Consider the following 16,292-nt stretch of genomic DNA (forward strand, 5'->3'; position numbering starts at 1 on the left):
CGCGAGGAAGCGCCGGGCTTACATTTCCAGTTGACGCCGATTGGATGCGCGGCCGGGAGAAACGTTCCCGCAAAATCGCGACGGGATCATTCGAAGCCCAGCCGTCCCATAACGGCCTTGGTCAAACGCTCGCAGCGGCGGCCGGCGAAGGGGAAGGCGTCGAGCAGGACCGGGCCGATCTCGTCGTCCAGCGCCTTGCGCAACAGGCTACGCGCCCGGTGCAGCCTTGTCTTGACGGTCTCCGGCCGCACGCCCAGCAGATCGGCGGTTTCCTCCATGCTCAGGCCCTCGATGACACGGGCCACGAAGACCATGCGGTAGATGTCGGGCAGGCTGTCGGTCGCCCGCTCGACAAGTGCGAGAATCTGCCGCTGCGCCATCGTCCGCTCCGGGTCGTCGCTGGGGTTGAGGGGAAAGCGGATGATTTGCGCTTCCGGATTTTCGGGCATCGCCACGGTGCGGCGCCTCTTGCGCAGGCGGCCGAGTGCTTCGTTGATGACGATGCGCGACAGCCAGGTGGCAAGCGAAGAGTCGCCGCGAAATGTCGCCAGATTGGCGAAGGCGTGGACATAGGCCTCCTGGACGACGTCCTCGGCTTCGGCGTCGTTGCGCAGTATGCCGCGCGCGATGCGGTAGAGCTGCTGGTTGTATGTCTTGATGATGGTGCGGAAGGCGCCCGCATCGCGCGCCAGGGCTCGCTGTACAAGCAGCATGTCGCCGGAAAGAGCCTCGGCCACCCTGGGCATTTTGACGGGTATTGCGAGCTTGCTCATCGCGACCGGATCTCCCCGAACAGACGCTTGACTGCACGTTCGATGCGCCCGCCGGAAAAAGGTTCCCGGATTTCGGCAACCTGGCTCCGCTATTCTAGATCAGTTCACCGTTTCACGGAAACGGCCAACTGCTCCAACTCTTTGTGTTGACGCAATTCGCAAGGGAAAGCGCTGCGCGCTTTTCCGAAAACCGCACACACTTTTCCTGGAGTTGCTCTAAGCCGCCGCCAGTCCTTTGTCTGCGGCCTGCACGCGCGCTGCCGCCGCCAGCAGGTCGGTCTGGGTGATCAGGCCGAGGATGCGCCGCTCACCGTCGACGATGACCACGGCGTGGCTGCGGCCGTCGGTCAGTACGGGAAGCAGGCTCATCGCCGGTGTCTCGGGCGAAGCGGTGCCGGCCTTCGACATCACGCTCTTCACCGCATCGGTCGTCTTCGTCAGCTCGCGCAGGCCGACAGCGCCAACCAGCCGGCCATCCGCGTCGACCACCGGCAAGGTGCGGATGTTGTGATCGAGCAGTTGCTGGCGCGCCTCCTCGGCGGTGGCCTGCTCGGGCACCGAAACCACGTCGCGGGACATGATGTCCTGGCAAAGCAGCGTCCGGTGTGAGCGCACCATGGCCTGCAGCTCGACTTGCCTCAGGAGCCGTTCGAGGTCGTTGCGGTCGATGTCGAAGGTTTCGTCGAGCGTGGTCAGCGCCGCGTCGATATCCTCGGGCCGGAAGCCGACGCGCTGCCGCGCCGGCGGATCGGCCGTCCCATGGCTGTTGGCTGGGGAAGCAGCGACATGCGGGTAGTTGCGCCGCGCCAGCCTGTGGAAAAGCAGGCCGAGCGTGACCAGGATGATCGAATTCAGGGCCACCGGCACGAACGGAAACAGGAAGCCGGCGCTGACTACGGCCGGCCCGCCGAGCACCGCCGTCAGAGCCGCCGCGCCACCGGGCGGATGCAGGCAGCGCGTGAACGACATGGCCGCGATGGCGAGCGCCACGGCGAGGCCCGAGGCCATGACCGGATCATGGATGAAATGCGCCACCGTCACACCCACCAGCGCCGATATGGAGTTGCCGCCGATGATCGACCAGGGCTGCGCCAAAGGGCTGGCGGGCACGGCGAAGAGAAGCACGGCGGAGGCGCCCATCGGTGCCACCAGCAGGGCCACATGCGGGCCGCCGCCCATTGCCAGCCCGCTGATCACGCCGGTCAGCGCGATGCCGATCGTGGCGCCGATACAGGCCAGCAGCCGCTCTCGCAGCGTCGCGCCGGCAAGGATGGGGACAAAAAGACGAAAGGCCATGACAGGGTTGGGACCAATGGGATTGGACGAGGGTACCAGTGCAGCACGCAATGCGACCGAACCCACGGATTTGAAAGTCAAACAAATCCCGAAAGCAGCGGCCCGAGAGAATAATATTGCGTGACGCGCAGCAATGGGATGCCGCGAGCGGCTCGCGCTTTGTTATCAGCGCCAAGGCCTCGCGGCCGTCTGCTGATTCTGTCCGGCAGTCAGCCCGTGCGCGCTGGTTAGGCCGTCGCTGCGGCCAGACCGCGCAAAATGTCGGCTTTCAGGTCGTCTACATCCTCGAGGCCGATCTGCAGGCGGATCAACGGGCCTTCATAGGGGCCTTTTGCAACGACGCGGTCGTCGAGCCAGACTGGCACCGCAAGGCTCTCATAGCCGCCCCAGGAATAGCCGAGGCCGAAGATCTGCAGCGCGTCGAGGAAAGCGTGCTGCTCCTTCTGGCCGCCGCCGGCGAGCACGATGGAAAAGATGCCGCTCGAACCGCAAAAGTCGCGCTTCCATAGAGCGTGGTCCGGGTGGCTGGGAAGGGCAGGGTGGAACACGCGCGCCACGCCCTTCTGGCCTTCGAGCCACGACGCGATGGCAAGCGCGCTGCGCTGGTGATGCTCCAGGCGCACGCCCATGGTGCGCAAGCCGCGCAGCACCTGGTAGACATCGTCGGGACCCGCGCAGCAGCCGAGCGTGCAGAAGCTCTCATAGAGCTGTTTCCAGTGGCTTTCATTGGCCGAGACCGTGCCCAGCAGCACGTCGGAATGGCCGGCCGGGTACTTCGTCGCCGCGTGAATGGAGATGTCGACGCCGTGGTCGAGCGGCCGGAAATAAAGCGGCGTTGCCCAGGTGTTGTCCATCATCACGATAGCGCCAGCCGCGTGCGCCGCCTTGGCGATCGCCGGGATGTCCTGCACCTCGAACGTGTTGGAGGCTGGCGATTCCGTGAACACCACCTTGGTGTTGGGCTTGATCAGGGCGGCGATGCCAGCGCCGATACGAGGATCATAATACTCCACCTCGACGCCGAGCCGCTTCAGCATCGTGTCGGCGAAATTACGGGTCGGATGGTAGACGCTGTCGACGATCAGCAGGTGATCGCCGGCCGACACGAAGGCGAGCAGCGGAATAGTCACCGCCGCAAGGCCCGACGGCACCACGATCGTGCCGGCGGATCCCTCCAGCGCATCGATGGCCTGGGCAAGGGCGTCCGTCGTCGGCGTGCCGCGCGTGCCGTAGGTGTATTTCTGGCTGCGGCCAACCATTGCGGCGGCGTTGCGGAACAGCACGGTCGAGGCGTGCACGACAGGCGGATTGACGAAGCCGAAATAGTCGTGCGGGTTGTTGCCCGAATGGGCCAACCGCGTGTTGATGCCCATTTTGCCGGAACCCTGTTCGTTGCCGTCCTTAGCCATTCTTCGTCTTCGCCTGTTTGACAAGGCGCTAGCCATAGTGCGGCGGCTTGGACCGCGCAACAGCCCACCATCCGCCAGGGATAGACTTCGAATATGCCAATTCTCCACCTGAACGGCATAGCTGCGGGGTCCTGAAACGGGCTCGGCAAGGTGTGCGGAAGTGATTGTCGGCGGAGCCGATCGTCCCTCGGTCAACCTATTGTAGACGGCTGCGAAACATATATAATAAGTCTCTAATATTAATCACCGGATTGCCTCGATCAGATGCTGCCGGATGGTTTTGGCAGGGTTCCTCCTGATCCCCCGGTCCGGGTATCGCGCTCACAGAGCGCCGCAAGGGGAGGAATGCCATGCCCAACGTCAAATGGACGATGAAGGCGCGCGAATTCGTCAACTGCAATTGCGCCTATGGCTGCCCATGCCAGTTCAACGCCATGCCCACACACGGCTTCTGTCAGGCGGTTGCCGGCATCGAAATCGAGAGCGGCCATCACGGAGCCACCAAACTCGATGGATTGCGGCTCGTCGGGATTTTCCGCTGGCCCGGCGCCATCCATCAGGGCGGCGGCGAAGCAGCGGTGGTTGTCGACGAGAGGGCGAGCGAGGCCCAGCGTGAAGCGCTGCTTCGCATACTGGGCGGGCAGGACACCGAACCAGGCGCGACAATATTCGAGTTCTTCTCGACCACGCTGGAGAAATTCCATGACCCGATCTTTGCCCCGATCGAGTTCGAGGTCGACGTCGACGCGCGAACCGGACGGCTGCATGTCGAGGGCGTAGCCGACGGTCATGGCGAGCCGATCAAGAATCCGGTCACCGGCGCCGAGCATCGGGCACGCATCGACCTGCCGCACGGCCTCGAATACGCAATGGCCGAGATCGGGCGCGGCTGGACCAAGGCGACAGGCCCGATCAAGTTCGGGGTGGCCGATACGCACAGTCATTTTGCCAATCTGCATCTCACGCAGAGCGGCGTCGTCCATTGAGCTGATCCAATGGGCGACAGGGCCTTGGAGGCGGTGCTGCGGCGCGACCGCACGGTCGTGATGGCCGCGCTCGTCGTGATTGCGGTGCTCGCCTGGGCCTATGTGCTGTGGCTTGCCATCGACATGGCCATGCCCGAATCCCCGATGCCGGCCGGAGCAAGCGGCGATATGGCCGCAATGGACATGTCGAATATGGACATGGCTGGAATGGATGTGGGCGCCGCCGTGGCGCCTGGCTTCCGAGCCTGGACACTCGCCGATTTCGCTTTCATTTTCACGATGTGGGCGGTGATGATGGTCGGCATGATGACGCCTTCGGTCGCGCCGCTGCTGCTGCTCTATGCTGGCATCGGCCGCAAGGCGCAGGCGGCTGGCCGCCCCATCGCTTCGACCGGCTGGTTTTTTACCGGCTATCTCACCGTCTGGATCGTCTTCAGCATCGCCGCGACCGGCGCGCAATGGCTGCTCGGCCGGCTGGCCCTGCTCGACCCCTCGATGGCAACCGACAGCACGATCCTCGGTGGCCTCGTCCTGATCGCCGCCGGCCTCTATCAATGGACGCCGATCAAGAGCTCCTGCTTGCGCCAATGCCAGGGGCCGATCGGGTTCCTGATGAGCCATGGCGGGTTCCGTTCCGCGCCGCTCGGTGCGATTCGGCTAGGCGTCGATCACGGCCTCTATTGTCTGGGCTGCTGCTGGGCGCTGATGGCCTTGCTGTTCGTCGGCGGCGTCATGAACATCCTGTGGATCGCCGGTATCGCCATCCTCGTTCTCCTGGAAAAGACGGCCACGAGCGGGCCGTTGATCTCGCGCATTTCCGGCGCGCTGATGGTGGCGGCCGGCGTGTGGTTGATGTCCCGTGCGCTTTGACGGCGCAGGTCCGATGACAGTCTTCGGCCATGCCAATTCATCCGGTGTCCAGATCAGGGACGCCAAGCTGGCGCCAGTTATGGATTTCGCCGCTGGCCCGCATTTGCGTTGAATGCGCTTTGCCGACTTTATTCGCGCCGTGACTAAAATGCGGGCGCGTTTGTCTGCAATTCGGGCATTTCAGGCAATCGATTTTCAAAGACGTTCGGATTCGGTCATTTCCCTTGACCTCACAGGAATTATCGCCTTCGATGCTGTTCGTGAATGGGAGGCGGCGCGTCGGTTACGATGCGGGATTCCGGGAATGGGCTGGAATGGGAACTGCGTTCACACGGGAAAAAAGATCAGGTTTTGCCTGAAAACAGAAAAGGGTCTGTGGGTCATGAAACATATTGCTATCGGCATCCTTGGCGCCGCTACGCTCGGGTTTATGGCGTCGGCAGCGTCGGCGACGACGCTCGACACCGTCAAGGCGAAGGGCTTCATCCAATGCGGTGTCTCGACGGGTCTGGCCGGTTTCTCGGCGCCCGACGACAAGGGTGACTGGCAGGGCATCGACGCGGATTTCTGCCGCGCTGTCGCGGCCGCCGTCTTCGGTGACGGCACCAAGGTCAAGTTCACCCCGCTCAGCGCCAAGGAGCGCTTCACCGCGCTGCAGTCCGGCGAGGTCGACATCCTGTCGCGCAACACCACCTGGACCATCAATCGCGACACGGCGCTTGGCCTGAATTTTATCGGCACGACCTACTATGACGGCCAGGGCTTCATGATCAACGCCAAGAAGCTGCCGGGCGTCAATTCGGCGCTCCAGCTCTCGGGCGCGGCCGTGTGCGTGCAGAGCGGCACCACCACCGAGCTCAACCTCGCCGACTACTTCAAGGCGAACAAGATGGAGTACAATCCGGTCGTCTTCGAGAAGCTCGAAGAGGTCAACGCCGCCTATGACGCCGGCCGCTGCGATGTCTACACCACGGACCAGTCGGGCCTTTACGGCATCCGCCTGACGCTGGGCTCGCCGGCCGATCACGTCGTGCTACCCGAGATCATCTCCAAGGAGCCGCTCGGACCGGCGGTGCGCCAAGGCGACGACCAGTGGTACCACATCGTCAAGTGGACCTATTTCGCGCTGCTTGACGCGGAGGAACTCGGCATCACCAAGGCCAATGTCGATGAGATGAAGAACTCGGCCAGCCCGGAGATCAAGCGCGTTCTCGGCCAGGAAGCCGACACCAAGATCGGCACCGATCTCGGCGTCTCCAATGACTGGGTCGTCAATATCGTCAAGGCCGTCGGCAATTACGGTGAAATGTTCGATCGCAATGTCGGCTCGGGCAGCCCGCTCAAGATCGCGCGCGGCATCAATGCGCTGTGGACCAAGGGCGGCCTGCAATACGCTCCGCCGATCCGCTGACCGAAATGTGATCCGGAAGGCAGATATCTGCCTTCCGGTTTCTCTTTTCAGGGGACGGGCACATGGCATCGCAGGAAGTTCTTCGCGAGGAGTCCAGCAGGGCTTCCTTCATCAATGACCCGAAGATACGCAGTCTCTTCTTCCAGACGCTGGTCGTCATCGTCCTGTTCGGTTCCGTCTGGTGGATCGTGCAGAACGTCATCGACAATCTGCAGCGCCTGCACATCGCCTCCGGCTTCGGCTTCCTCAGGGGACGCGCCGGATTCGACATTTCGGATACGCCGATCGCCTATACGTCGGACTCGACCTATGGCCGCGCCATCGTCGTCGGCCTGATCAACACCATCATCGTCGCCGTGGCCGGCATCATCACCGCCACAATCATCGGCTTCGTCATCGGTATCGGCCGCCTGTCGCAGAACTGGCTGATCCAGAAGATCTGCACGGTCTATGTCGAGGTCTTCCGCAACATCCCGCCGCTGCTGGTCATCTTCTTCTGGTACTCCGGCGTGCTCGCCGTGCTGCCGGCGCCGCGTGACAGCTATCATCTGCCCTTCGGCTCCTTCCTTAACCAGCGCGGCTTCTACTTTCCCCGCCCAGTCTGGGGCGAGGGCTCCTGGCTGATCGTCGTCGCCCTGCTTGTCGGCATTGCCATGGCGTGGTTCGTCGCCCGTACGGCGCGTCAGCGGCAGATGGCGACAGGCCAGCAGTTTCCGGTGCTCTGGACCTCGGTGGCGCTGATCGTCGGCCTGCCATTGCTCGCCTATGTGCTGAGCGGCTTTCCGCTGAGCTTTGATCTTCCCAAACAATCGACCTTCAATCTGACCGGCGGCTTCCAGGTCAAGCCGGAGTTCCTGTCGCTTTATCTGGCGCTTTCCTGCTACACGGCGGCCTTCATCGCCGAAATCGTGCGCGCCGGCATCAGGGGCGTGAGCAAGGGCCAGACCGAGGCGGCGGCGGCACTTGGGCTGCGGTCCGGGTCGATCTTGCGGCTGGTTGTCGTGCCGCAGGCCATGCGTATCGTCATCCCGCCGCTGACCAGCCAGTATCTCAACCTGACCAAGAACTCCTCGCTGGCGATCGCCATCGGTTATCCGGACCTGACGGCGACCGCCGGCACGGTCCTCAACCAGACGGGACAGGCGGTCGAAGGTGTGCTGATCATGATGATCGCCTATCTTATACTTAGCCTGGTGACCTCGGCCGTCATGAACGTGGTCAACGCCAGAATGGCGCTGGTGGAAAGGTAGAGCCATGCAGGAACACGATATGTCCTGGGTGCGCACCGAAATGGCCTTGGCGCAGCCTGCGCCGACAAGTGTGCGCGGCCCAGTGGCCTGGGTGCGCAAGAACCTGGTCGGCACGGTCGGCGACACCATCCTGACCATCCTTGGCATCGCCATCGTTGCCTGGGTCCTGCCGCAAGTCATCAACTGGGCGTTCATCAATGCCGTGTGGACCGGGCCGGACCGCACGGTCTGTGCGACTGCCGCACAGGGCGGCATTCAGCCGGAGGGCTGGACGGGCGCCTGCTGGGCATTCGTCAACGCCAAATTCGGCCAGTTCATGTTCGGTACCTATCCGATCGAGGAGCGCTGGCGGCCGATCCTGGTTGCCATCCTGTTCGTGGTTCTGCTGGTGCCGATGCTGATCCCGCGTGTGCCGCGCAAGGGGCTGAATGCCATCCTGCTCTTCCTGGTGCTGCCGATCGTCTCGTTCTTCCTGCTGATTGGCGGCGTGTTCGGCCTGCCGCATGTCGAGACCTCGCGCTGGGGCGGCCTGCTGGTCACACTCAGCCTGTCCTTCGTCGGCATTGCCGTGTCGTTGCCGCTGGGCACAGTGCTGGCGCTCGGCCGGCGTTCGAAAATGCCGATCATCAAGACGCTGTGCGTGATCTTCATCGAAACGGTGCGTGGCATCCCGCTGATCACCGTCCTGTTCTTCGTCAGTGTCATGCTGCCGCTGTTCCTGCCCGCGGGCGTCACTTTCGACAAGTTCCTGCGGGCACTGATCGGCGTGTCGCTGTTTGCCGCAGCCTATATGGCTGAAGTCGTGCGTGGCGGCCTGCAGGCGATCCCCAAAGGCCAATATGAAGGCGCCGATTCACTCGGGCTCGGCTATTGGCAGAAGATGGGGCTGATCGTACTGCCGCAGGCGCTGAAGCTGGTCATTCCCGGCATCGTCAACACCTTCATCGGCATGTTCAAGGACACCAGCCTGGTCCTCATCATCTCGATGTTCGACCTGCTTGGCGTCGTCAAGCAGAACTTCTCGGACGCCAACTGGGCGACGCCGCAAACGGCCAGGTCCGGCCTGGTGTTCGCCGCCTTCGTCTTCTGGCTGTTTTGCTTCGGCATGTCGCGCTATTCAATGTACACTGAACGCCGGCTCGACACCGGCCACAAACGCTAACAAAAGAATAAGGGGACCCTGTCATGGCCACCGAAAACGCCGTCAGCGCCGAAGAGATCAAGGTCAACGCCGCCAAGATGCACATCTCGACCACCGATGTCGCCATCGACATCATCGCCATGCACAAATGGTACGGCGAGTTCCATGTGCTGAAGGATATCAACCTCAAGGTGATGCGCGGCGAGCGCATCGTCATCTGCGGCCCGTCGGGTTCCGGCAAATCGACGATGATCCGCTGCATCAACCGGCTGGAAGAGCATCAGAAGGGCAAGATCATCGTCGACGGCAAGGAACTGACCAACGATCTGAAGAAGATCGACGAGGTGCGCCGCGAGGTCGGCATGGTGTTCCAGCACTTCAACCTGTTCCCCCACTTGACCATCCTGGAGAACTGCACGCTGGCGCCGATCTGGGTGCGCAAGACACCGAAGAAGCAGGCCGAGGAAATCGCCATGCACTTCCTCAAGCGGGTCAAGATCCCGGAACAGGCCAACAAATATCCCGGCCAGCTGTCCGGCGGCCAGCAGCAGCGCGTGGCCATCGCGCGTTCGCTGTGCATGAACCCGCGCATCATGCTGTTCGATGAGCCGACCTCGGCGCTCGACCCGGAAATGATCAAGGAAGTGCTGGAGACGATGGTTGGTCTGGCCGAGGAAGGCATGACCATGCTGTGCGTCACCCACGAGATGGGCTTTGCGCGGAAAGTCGCCAACCGCGTGATCTTCATGGATCAGGGCCAGATCGTCGAGCAGAACACGCCGGCCGAGTTCTTCGACCACCCGCGCCACGAGCGCACGAAACTGTTCCTCAGTCAGATCCTGCACTGAGCGGTTCCACACCGAGCGCAAGAGCCCGGCCGCAATGCGGCCGGGCTCTTTGCTTGTGGATCGGCTGATGCGGTTGGCGGCGGGGCGTCATCGATGAGAAAAGTTCTGCGTTTCCTCTTCATGGTGCTGGCCGCGATCGTGCTTGCGGCGACCCTCGGCACGCTGGTGCCGCGCCCGCTCTGGCCGGCGGCGTCGGCGGGCGAGGGCACGCGGCATATACTGGTGCTGAAGAACCCGATCCATACCGATATCGCCATTCCGGCGGACGCCGCCATACGCAAGCGCTTCCACTTCCTGGCAGACGCCGGGCTGCCGTCCGATGCGCCGGAAGTGCGCTACATCGTCTTCGGTTGGGGCGGCCGCGCCTTCTATCTGGAAACACCGACATGGTCCGAGCTCAAGGCCGTTCCGGTGATGAAGGCGCTGACCCTCGACGCCTCGGTCATGCATGTGGATGTCGCTGGCGCTATCGTCGAACCGCATCCCGATGTTGCCGGCTTCGACATTGGTGATGATCAGTTCGCGGCGCTGCTCGATTTCATCGAAGCCAGTTTTCAGCAGGGGCCTGGCGGCCCGATCGTTATCGAGAATGCGGCCTACTCCAGCTTCGACCGCTTCTATGAGGCGAACGGCCATTTCAATGCGGTGGTCGGCTGCAACACCTGGACCGCCGCAGCGTTGCGTACCGCCGGCCTGCGCACCGGCTGGTGGAACCCGCTGCCGGTGTCGCTGGGATGGTCGATGCGGCTGTACAATTGAGACTCCGCGATGGTTCCAAGATCTGGCGCTGGCGCCAAAGCTATCCGGTTCTATTGCCTCGACACCTACCGCCTGACGACCTTCGGTTCCTCCCAACCATAAAGCCAGTCGAGGTCGGCAGCGAGCTTCTCCGCCGGCCGCGTCGCCAGCACGAGGTTGCGGGCCAGCGCCACCGGGCCTCGGGCGTGCCAGGCAAGCCGGTTGAGCGCGCCACGCTTAAGGACCTTCTCCACGCGCGGTCGCCGGAGATTTTCCCAGATGGTGAGGCTTTGGCGCGGATCGGCGCGAAAGTCGGCGACCAGCGTGGCAAGCGTCGCGGCATCCTCGATTGCCATTGCCGCGCCCTGCGCGGCGAACGGCGTCATCGCATGCGCGGCATCGCCGATCAGCGCAATGCCGGTTGGCATTGTCCAGGGCTGCTTCTGCTCCACGGTGTGCAGCGGCCAGGTCAACCATGGGCCGGCCATTTCCACCAGCTTGACGAGTCCTGGCGCGGTGCCGCGCATGGCGGCAGACAGGATGCCGGGATCGGCACGGCCGGACCAGCCCTCGGCGATGCGCTCGCCTTTGGTGAAGGCGACGAGATTGAAGGCGTCGCCCTTGCTGACGGGATAGGCGACCATATGGAAACCCGGATGCAGGAAAGTCGTGACGCAATCGGCCGCGCCGATCGAGGCAAAGGCTTGCCCGGCGCTGCTGTCGGCCGCAACGGTGGTGCGCCAGGCCAGCTCTCCCGAAAAACGGCTTCTTGGCGATGCCATCCTTTTTGCATCGACAAGCGCGCGCACCGACGACCAGACGCCATCGGCGCCGACCAGCAAGGAGCCCCGTTCCTCTGCCGTCTTGCCGCCGATCTCGACGGTCGCCGTGACACCATGGCCGCCAGTCGCAATTTTTTCGACGCGCGCCCCGAGCGTGAGATGGACATCAGGCATCTCTGCCACACACGCCATCAGCGCAGTCTGCAGGTCGGCGCGATGGGCGACGAGATAGGGAGCGCCCCAGCGGCTTTCACCTGATTGTCCCAACGGCACGCGCGCCAATTGGCGTAACGTTCTGGCATCCCTCAGCACCACGGCCTCTGGCCGCACCGTCGCCGGCAGCAGCCGGTCGAGCACGCTGAGGTCACGCAGGATGCGTGTGGCGTTGGGAGAAAGTTGGAGGCCGGCGCCTACGGCTTCCAGGCGCGGTGCTTGCTCGAACACCTGCACGCGATAGCCGCGTTTGGCAAAAGCAAGTGCGGCAGTCAGCCCTGCGACGCCCGCTCCGGCGATGACGATTTGCCGGGAGCGCTGGTCGTCCATCAGGTCCGTCGGGAAAGATTCAAGCGGCCTGGTCGATGTAAAGGCAGCCTGCCGGCAGCGTTTCCGTTGCCTTCAGCTTCGGCGAATAGCGGTAAAGCGTCGAGCAATAGGGGCAGACTTTTTCATTGTCGTCGCCCATGTCGAGAAACACATGCGGGTGGTCGAAAGGCGGATTGGCGCCCGTGCACATGAATTCCTTGACCCCGATGTCGATCGCCGGATGGCCGGCATCGTTCTGGAAATGGGGAATGGAACCGCCTGCCATCGTCGTCTCCTTAACGCAGTCTCGCATGCATCTGGATCATAACAGGTCTCTTTGCAAGATCGATGAAATGAAACTGTCGCAAAACCCTGTCAGAGGATAAGTTGAGCCGGTTAAGCGTGTGACCGCGGATGCCAAGCGATTCCGCGACTGATCACGCTTCACGAAGGCATGTTTGAGCGTTCATCGTCGTCTGGCGGCGCTCCAAGGGAACGGTTGTGGGCAGGGACAATGAACGAACTGAAGCCGGTGCAGAGCGAATTCGTCAATGTCGAGGTGGCCAATTCAGAGGGCGGCAACCCGGATCGCTTCGTCAACCGTGAGTTTTCCTGGCTGCAATTCAATCGCCGCGTTCTCGAGGAATCGCTGAACACCCACCATCCGCTGCTGGAACGCGTCCGCTTCCTGTCGATCTCCGCCGCCAATCTCGATGAATTCTTCATGGTGCGTGTCGCCGGCCTCGCCGGCCAGGTGCGCGAAGGCATTACGCTGAAAAGCCCTGACGGCCGCACCCCCGAACAGCAGCTCGAACAGCTGCTGCGCGAGGTCGAGCGGCTGCAGGAAGACCAGCAGAAGAGCCTTTCGGCGCTTACCGTGCTGCTCAACAAGGAAGGCATTGAGAGCATCACGCGCGATGCGCTGACCAAGGACGAGAAGGTCTGGCTGGAAGAGCATTTCCAGGACCAGGTGTTTCCGGTGCTTACCCCGCTGTCGATCGACCCGGCGCATCCGTTCCCGTTCATTCCCAATCTCGGCTTCTCGATGGCGCTGCAGCTGCGCCACCGCAAGAATGGCGAGGAGATGAGCGCGCTCCTGCGTCTGCCGGTGGCGCTGAAGCGCTTCATCCGGCTTCCCGATCGCAAGCACCATGTCCGCTTCATCCCGCTTGAGGAGGCGGTCGGTCTCTATATCGGCAAGCTGTTTCCGGGTTATGAAGTCAAGGGTTCCGGCACATTCCGCATCATCCGCGACAGCGATATCGAGGTCGAGGAGGAATCGGAAGATCTGGTGCGCCTGTTCGAGACGGCGCTGAAGCGCCGCCGCCGCGGCTCGGTGATCCGCATCGAGTTCGACAGGCTGATGCCTGCTGAACTGCGCGATTTCGTGGCCGGTGAGCTCGGCGTCTCGTCCAGCCGCATCAGCGTGCTGACCGGTCCGCTGGCGCTCAGCCAGATCTCCGAGATCGTCTCCGTCCCCCGCGACGACCTGAAGTTCACCCCCTACAATCCGCGCTTTCCTGAGCGTATCCGCGAGCATGGCGGCGACTGCTTTGCCGCTATCCGCGAGAAGGACATCATCGTCCACCACCCCTACGAATCCTTCGACGTCGTTGTGCAGTTCCTGCGCCAGGCGATGGCCGATCCGGAAGTGGTGGCGATCAAGCAGACGCTTTACCGAACCTCCAACGACAGCCCGATCGTGCGCGCGCTGGTCGACGCGGCCGAAGCCGGCAAGTCGGTGACCGCGTTGGTCGAGCTTAAGGCGCGTTTCGACGAGGAGGCCAACATCCGCTGGGCGCGCGACCTCGAGCGCGCCGGCGTGCAGGTCGTGTTCGGGTTCCTCGAGTTGAAGACCCACGCGAAAATGTCGCTGGTGGTGCGGCGCGAGGATGGCAAGCTGCGCAACTACGTGCATCTGGGCACCGGCAACTACCATCCGGTCACCGCGCGCATCTACACCGACCTGTCCTTCTTCACCACCGATCCGACGATCGCCCGCGACGTCGCCCAGCTGTTCAATTTCATCACCGGTTATGCCGAGCCGACCGCCGAAATGCGGCTGGCTATCTCGCCATTCACGCTGCGCAACCGCATCCTGCAGCACATTTCCGACGAAGTCGCGCATGCGCTGGAGGGAAAGCCGGCGCGCATCTGGATGAAGATGAACGCGCTGGTCGACCCGATCATCATTGACGCGCTCTATGATGCCAGCCGCACCGGGGTCGAGATCGACCTCGTCGTGCGCGGCATATGCTGTCTGCGGCCGCAGGTGCCGGGCCTGTCGGAAAACATCAGGGTCAAGTCGATCGTCGGCCGCTTCCTTGAACACAGCCGTATCTATTGTTTTGGCAATGGCTATGGCCTGCCCTCGGACGAGGCGATCGTCTACATCTCCTCCGCCGACCTGATGCCGCGCAATCTCGACCGTCGCGTCGAGACCATGGTGCCGATCATCAATCCAACTGTGCATGAACAGGTTTTGGGCCAGATCATGCTGGGCAACATCATGGACAATCAGCAAAGTTTCGACGTATTGGCTGATGGAACCTCCCGGCGCGTGGTGCTGGAAGAGGGCGAGGAACCGTTCAACGCGCAGGAATATTTCATGACCAATCCGAGCCTGTCGGGACGGGGTGACGCGCTGAAGTCGCATGCGCCCAAGCGCATTGCGCAGTTCAAGCGCCGCAAGAAGAACGCTGCAGCGTCCACCTGATGCTGTCTGATTCCCAGGGCCGGCTGCAGGACCGCCGACCGCTATCCATCATCGACATCGGGTCGAATTCGATTCGCCTCGTCGTCTATGAAGGGCTGGCGCGCTCGCCGACCATGCTGTTCAACGAAAAGATGCTCGCCGGTCTTGGCCGCGGCATCGTTTCGACCGGAAAGCTCGACCCCGAGGCGGTGACCCGCTCGATGGAAGAGTTCCGCCGCTTTCGCGCGCTGTCCGATCAGGCTGGCGCCGAGCATATTTATGTCCTGGCCACCGCCGCGGCGCGCGAGGCGATCAACGGTCCGGATTTCATCCATCGCGCCGAAGAGGTCCTCAAGACCGAGATCCGCGTGATCAGCGGGCGCCAGGAGGCCTATTATTCGGCCCTCGGCGTCATCTCCGGTTTCCACCCGGCCAATGGCATCGCCGGCGATCTGGGCGGCGGCAGTCTCGAACTGGTCGACGTCAATGGCGAGGCGATCGGCGACGGCATCACGCTTCCGCTCGGTGGCCTGCGCCTGCAGGACATGGCGAAGAACTCGCTTGCCCAGGCACAGAAGATCGCGCGCGACGAACTGGCGCGCGCCAAGCTGTTGAAAGGCGGGCAGGGCCGGCCCTTCTACGCCGTCGGCGGCACCTGGCGAAACCTCGCCCGCCTGCACATGGAGATGACCAACTACCCGCTTGGCGTCATGCACCACTACGAGATGTCGGCCGACAGCGCGACGAATTTTCTCAAACAGGTGGCCAAAGCCGAGATCGAGAAGGTCAAGGGGATCGAGGGCGTCTCGAAGAACCGCCGCTCGCTGCTGCCCTATGGCGCCATAGTGCTGCAGGAGATCATGGCGGCGATGCAGCCGTCGAAGATCATCGTCTCGGCGCTCGGCGTGCGCGAAGGTTTTCTCTATTCGCTGCTCGACGAGGCCGAGCAGAAGGCCGATCCGTTGATCTCGGCGTCCGAGGAACTCGCCCGTTTGCGCTCGCGCTCGGTCACCCATGCGCATGAATTGGTCGACTGGACTGCCAAATCCTTCGCCGCCTTCGGTATCGACGAGACCGAGGACGAGGCGCGCTACCGCCACGCCGCCGCATTGCTGGCCGACATCGGCTGGCGCGCGCACCCGGAATATCGCGGCAGGCAATCGCTCAACATCATCGCGCACGCCTCTTTCTTCGGCGTCGACCATCCCGGCCGTGCCTTCCTGGCTTTGGCCAACGCCTATCGTCACGACGGCATCTTCAACGAATCCATCGCACCTGAAATCAAGGCGCTGGCTACGCCGCGCTATCTCGAGCGGGCTCGCGTGCTGGCGGCGATGATGCGGGTGGTCTACCTGCTGACGGCCTCGATGCCCGGCATCATGCCCAGGCTGAAATGGGAGCAACGCGCCAACGGCGTGCTGGCGCTGGTGCTGCCGGCATCGCTCTCAGATCTCTACGGCGAGCGGCCGGCCGGCCGCCTAGCGCAGCTGGCGCGGATCACCAACCGCAGGCTCGTGCTGGCCGTGGAGGGTGGACCGAGCGTGTCGGTCAAGTAGGGCGTTCTGCTGACC

General features: G+C 63.0%; 14 protein-coding genes. 9 read left to right on the forward strand and 5 right to left on the reverse strand.

Annotation, left to right across the window (positions count from 1 at the left end; all coding sequences use genetic code 11):
• Positions 1 to 86: 86 nt before the first annotated feature.
• From FJV83_RS04750 to FJV83_RS04760, 3 genes are all read right to left on the reverse strand, one after another.
• Positions 87 to 773 (reverse strand): RNA polymerase sigma factor, encoded by a 687-nt coding sequence (locus tag FJV83_RS04750; protein WP_185973419.1) that lies wholly within the window; start codon positions 771 to 773, stop codon positions 87 to 89.
• Between the two features lie 216 nt (positions 774 to 989).
• The gene (locus tag FJV83_RS04755) at positions 990 to 2,069 is read right to left on the reverse strand and encodes an HPP family protein (RefSeq protein WP_095788326.1); all 1,080 of its coding nucleotides are present in this window, start codon (positions 2,067 to 2,069) and stop codon (positions 990 to 992) included.
• A 227-nt stretch (positions 2,070 to 2,296) separates the two neighbouring features.
• Positions 2,297 to 3,478 carry a cystathionine beta-lyase gene (locus FJV83_RS04760; protein ID WP_095791699.1) on the reverse strand — a complete coding sequence of 394 codons (1,182 nt, stop codon included), beginning with the start codon at positions 3,476 to 3,478 and terminating at the stop codon, positions 2,297 to 2,299.
• 350 nt (positions 3,479 to 3,828) lie between these two features.
• Here FJV83_RS04760 and FJV83_RS04765 point away from each other — a divergent pair, with 350 nt between their 5' ends.
• From FJV83_RS04765 to FJV83_RS04795, 7 genes are all read left to right on the forward strand, one after another.
• Positions 3,829 to 4,464, forward strand: a complete 636-nt coding sequence (locus tag FJV83_RS04765) for a DUF1326 domain-containing protein (RefSeq protein ID WP_095788328.1) — start codon at positions 3,829 to 3,831, stop codon at positions 4,462 to 4,464.
• Positions 4,465 to 4,473: 9 nt separating this feature from the next.
• Positions 4,474 to 5,334, forward strand: a complete 861-nt coding sequence (locus FJV83_RS04770; RefSeq protein WP_095770606.1) for a DUF2182 domain-containing protein — start codon at positions 4,474 to 4,476, stop codon at positions 5,332 to 5,334.
• Positions 5,335 to 5,716: 382 nt separating this feature from the next.
• Entirely contained in the window at positions 5,717 to 6,745 is a 1,029-nt protein-coding gene (locus tag FJV83_RS04775; protein WP_095770605.1) for an amino acid ABC transporter substrate-binding protein, read from the forward strand.
• 62 nt (positions 6,746 to 6,807) lie between these two features.
• Positions 6,808 to 7,995 (forward strand): amino acid ABC transporter permease, encoded by a 1,188-nt coding sequence (locus tag FJV83_RS04780; protein WP_142886413.1) that lies wholly within the window; start codon positions 6,808 to 6,810, stop codon positions 7,993 to 7,995.
• 4 nt (positions 7,996 to 7,999) lie between these two features.
• On the forward strand, positions 8,000 to 9,157 hold the full coding sequence (locus FJV83_RS04785; protein WP_095770603.1) for an amino acid ABC transporter permease: 1,158 nt from the start codon (positions 8,000 to 8,002) through the stop codon (positions 9,155 to 9,157).
• A gap of 23 nt (positions 9,158 to 9,180) precedes the next feature.
• Positions 9,181 to 9,984: an amino acid ABC transporter ATP-binding protein gene (locus tag FJV83_RS04790; RefSeq protein ID WP_010915400.1), complete on the forward strand. Its 804-nt coding sequence runs from the start codon at positions 9,181 to 9,183 to the stop codon at positions 9,982 to 9,984.
• A 93-nt stretch (positions 9,985 to 10,077) separates the two neighbouring features.
• Positions 10,078 to 10,743 carry a TIGR02117 family protein gene (locus FJV83_RS04795; protein WP_095791697.1) on the forward strand — a complete coding sequence of 222 codons (666 nt, stop codon included), beginning with the start codon at positions 10,078 to 10,080 and terminating at the stop codon, positions 10,741 to 10,743.
• Positions 10,744 to 10,808: 65 nt separating this feature from the next.
• Here FJV83_RS04795 and FJV83_RS04800 read toward each other — a convergent pair whose 3' ends face one another.
• Complete coding sequence (locus FJV83_RS04800) at positions 10,809 to 12,047, reverse strand: FAD-dependent monooxygenase (protein ID WP_095791696.1); 1,239 nt, start codon at positions 12,045 to 12,047, stop codon at positions 10,809 to 10,811.
• Positions 12,048 to 12,066: 19 nt separating this feature from the next.
• Entirely contained in the window at positions 12,067 to 12,312 is a 246-nt protein-coding gene (locus tag FJV83_RS04805) for a zinc-finger domain-containing protein (RefSeq protein WP_015318409.1), read from the reverse strand.
• Positions 12,313 to 12,540: 228 nt separating this feature from the next.
• Between FJV83_RS04805 and FJV83_RS04810 the strand changes: the two genes are divergently transcribed.
• Positions 12,541 to 14,742 (forward strand): RNA degradosome polyphosphate kinase, encoded by a 2,202-nt coding sequence (locus FJV83_RS04810; protein ID WP_142886414.1) that lies wholly within the window; start codon positions 12,541 to 12,543, stop codon positions 14,740 to 14,742.
• On the forward strand, positions 14,742 to 16,277 hold the full coding sequence (ppx, locus tag FJV83_RS04815; protein ID WP_142877620.1) for an exopolyphosphatase: 1,536 nt from the start codon (positions 14,742 to 14,744) through the stop codon (positions 16,275 to 16,277). The genes FJV83_RS04810 and ppx overlap by 1 nt, the downstream gene beginning before the upstream one ends.
• The last annotated feature ends 15 nt before the right edge of the window (positions 16,278 to 16,292 follow it).

The organism is Mesorhizobium sp. WSM4307, from assembly GCF_007003945.1.
GTDB lineage: Bacteria > Pseudomonadota > Alphaproteobacteria > Rhizobiales > Rhizobiaceae > Mesorhizobium.